This window comes from Streptomyces sp. UH6 (genome assembly GCF_013421635.1).
In the GTDB taxonomy this organism is placed as follows: domain Bacteria; phylum Actinomycetota; class Actinomycetes; order Streptomycetales; family Streptomycetaceae; genus Streptomyces; species Streptomyces abyssomicinicus.
In genome coordinates, this window is sequence record NZ_JACADT010000683.1 from 1 (window position 1) to 3,126 (window position 3,126).

Sequence of the window (3,126 nt, forward strand, 5' to 3'; positions counted from 1 at the left end):
CCGAGCCGCTGCCGGGGCGGAGCCCGTCGAGGAACCTGCTGGGCCTACGGTTGGGCCTGCCTCCCGGGGTCCGGGAGAGGGCCCAGGAAAGGTGGAGCCGTTCCCGTGCGCGGGTCACGCCCACGTAGAGCAGGCGCCGCTCCTCCTCGATCTGCTCGTCCGTCCTGGCGTAGGCGATCGGCATCATGCCCTCGGCGACGCCGACCAGGAAGACGGCGTCCCACTCCAGGCCCTTGGCCGAGTGCAGGGAGGCCAGGGTGACGCCCTGGACGGTGGGGGCGTGCTGGGCGGCGGCCCGTTCGTCGAGTTCGGCGACCAGTTCGGCGAGGGTGACCTGCGGCCGGGCACGGGCGAAGCCCTCGGCGAGGTGGACCAGGGCGGCCAGCGACTCCCACTTCTCACGGGCCGCGCCGGAACCGGCCGGGGGCGCCGGACTCCAGCCCTGGCCGGAGAGCACCGCCCGGACCTGACCGGGCAGGTCCTCGGCGTCGCCGAGCAGGGCGTCGTTCCCGCCGAAGCGGGCGGCGGCGCGCAGCTGGTGGACGGCCCGGCGGACCTCCTGCCGTTCGAAGAACCGCTCGGCGCCCCGCAGCTGGTAGGGCACGCCGGCGTCGGCGAGCGCCTGTTCGTAGGTCTCGGACTGGGCGTTGGTCCGGAACAGCACGGCGATCTCGCTCGCCGGGACGCCCGAGTCGATCAGCTCGCGGATGTGGCGGGCGGCGCCCTCGGCCTCGGAGGGCTCGTCCGGGTATTCGGCCCAGCGGGGCTCGGGCCCGGACGGACGCTGCGACACCAGCTCCAGCCGGTGGTCGGCGGCCCGGCCGGTGGCCTGGGCCAGCACGCCGTTCGCGAGCCGCACGACCTGGGGCGTGGACCGATAGTCGCGGACCAGCTTCACGACGGTGGCACCGGGGTGCCGGACGCGGAAGTCCAGCAGGTGGTCGGGGGTGGCGCCGGTGAACGAGTAGATGGTCTGGCTGGCGTCACCGACGACGCAGATGCTCTCCCGGTCGCCCAGCCAGAGCTCCAGCAGCCGCTGCTGCAGCGGGGAGACGTCCTGGTACTCGTCGACCACGAAGTGCTGGTACTGGGCGCGGACCTCGCGGGCGATGTCCGGCCGGTCCTGGAGGATGCCGACGGTCAGCAGCAGGACGTCCTCGAAGTCGATGAGGCCGCGGTCGCGCTTGAGCTCCTCGTACACGTCGTAGATCCGGGCGACCTCCGCCGGGTCGCGGGGGGCCTCCCGCCCCGCCTTCTCGGTCGCGGGCGCGTAGTCGGCGGGCACGGTCTGGGTGACCTTGGCCCATTCGATCTCCGCGGTGACGTCCCTGAGCTCGCCGCGGTCCAGTCGGATGCCGCAGGAGGCGGCCGCCTCGGCGACCACCTGCACCTTGCGGTCGACGATCCGGGGCAGCCCTCCGCCCACCGCCTTGGGCCAGAAGTACTGGAGCTGGCGCAGCGCCGCCGCGTGGAAGGTACGGGCCTGGACGCCCGTCGCACCGAGCTGGCGGAGCCGGCCGCGCATCTCGCCGGCCGCGCGGTTGGTGAAGGTGACGGCGAGCACGGTGGTGGGCTGGAGGATCCCGGCACGCACTCCGTAGGCGATGCGGTGGGTGATGGCCCGGGTCTTGCCGGTGCCCGCGCCGGCCAGCACGCACACCGGTCCGTGCAGTGCGGTGGCCACCGCGCGCTGCTCGGGGTCGAGCCCTTCCAGCACCGCGTCGGCCGATTCCGGGACGGCTGGGAAGAGGGAGGAGTGCGTTGCTGGTGTCACCCCGCCATGCTGCCAGGTCGGCCGGGGCGGAGGAGGCGGCCGTCCACAGGGCACCGGCATTCGTCGTACGAAATGCGGCGCAGCTCACTCGGCCCGGGGGCGGGGAATGCCCGCCGGACACCGGACGTTCACCGTGTGCGACGAACTGTCGTGCGACTGCATTGCCCCCATCTCCCCGAGGAGCGCGAAGCCCATGCCCGGCACTGTGACGATGTACAGCACCACCTGGTGCGGCTACTGCCACCGGCTGAAGAGCCAGCTGAACCGCGAGGGCATCGCCTACGAGGAGATCAACATCGAGCAGGACCCGGAGTCGGCCCTGTTCGTGGAGCAGGTCAACGGCGGCAACCAGGTCGTGCCGACGGTCCGCGTGGTGCCCACGGCGGGCGGCGAGGCGGTCGTGATGACCAACCCGAGCCTGGCGCAGGTCAAGCAGGCGCTGGGCGCCTGACGCCTCCTCCCCCGCGCGTTCCCAGGACCCCCGTTCGGGCCGTTCTCCGGCCCGGCGGGGGTCCCGTGCGTCGGGGCGGGTCCCGTGCGTCGGGGCGATCCCGTGCGTCGAGGCGGGTCCCGTGCGTCCGGGCGGGTTCCGCCGGCCGTGGACCGTCCCCGCCGCGTCTTGACCTTGCCGCAGCGTCAGGGTTTCTACTGGCCCCATGCGAACCGGAGAGATGGCCGCGCTGGTCGGGGTGACCCCGCGGGCGGTGCGGCACTACCACCACGTCGGGGTGCTGCCCGAGCCGGAGCGGGACCCCAACGGTTATCGGCGGTACACGCTGCGCCACGCCGTGCTGCTGGCGCGCATCCGGCGGCTCACCGAGCTGGGGCTCGGGCTCGACGAGGTGCGTGACGTCCTCGCCGACGACGCGGGGCGGGAGCTGGCCGAGGTGCTGGAGGAACTCGACGACGACCTGGCGCGGCAGGAACGGCTGATCCGGGAACGCCGCGAGCGGCTCTCGCCGGTGCTGGAGGACGCCCGGGCCGGGCGGCTGACCTCCGACGGTCCCCTCTCCCCTCAGCTGGCCGGACTGCTCGCCTCGCTGGGCGGGACGGCCGGGTCACCCATGGCCGAACTGGACCGGGAGGTCCTGACCCTGCTGGACGCCGTCATGCCTCCGGAGGAGCGGGAGCGGCTGATGGGCACGATCGGTGCGATGGCCGCGCGGCCGGACACGGTCGAGCGGGCGCACGGCCTGTACCGGCTGCTGGACGAGCTGGCCGACGCTCCGTCGGACGACCCGCGGGTCGCGCGGGCGGGCGAGCTGATGGCCGAGCTGATTCCGGCGGAGATGCTCGCCGGCTGGGACGACTCGGGGCCGGACGCCGCGGCCGCCGAGGTCTTCTTCTCCGGG

General features: G+C 73.8%; 3 protein-coding genes. 2 read left to right on the forward strand and 1 reads right to left on the reverse strand.

The features are described from left to right. A partial coding sequence (locus tag HW445_RS24230) for an ATP-dependent helicase (protein WP_180223069.1) occupies positions 1-1,834 on the reverse strand: 1,834 nt, incomplete at its 3' end. Positions 1,835-1,967: 133 nt separating this feature from the next. Here HW445_RS24230 and HW445_RS24235 point away from each other — a divergent pair. Together HW445_RS24235 and HW445_RS24240 are read left to right on the forward strand one after the other, a co-directional pair. Then, positions 1,968-2,225 carry a mycoredoxin gene (locus HW445_RS24235; RefSeq protein ID WP_180223070.1) on the forward strand — a complete coding sequence of 86 codons (258 nt, stop codon included), beginning with the start codon at positions 1,968-1,970 and terminating at the stop codon, positions 2,223-2,225. 205 nt (positions 2,226-2,430) lie between these two features. After that, the coding region (locus tag HW445_RS24240) for a MerR family transcriptional regulator (protein ID WP_180223071.1) at positions 2,431-3,126 on the forward strand (696 nt) is incomplete at its 3' end.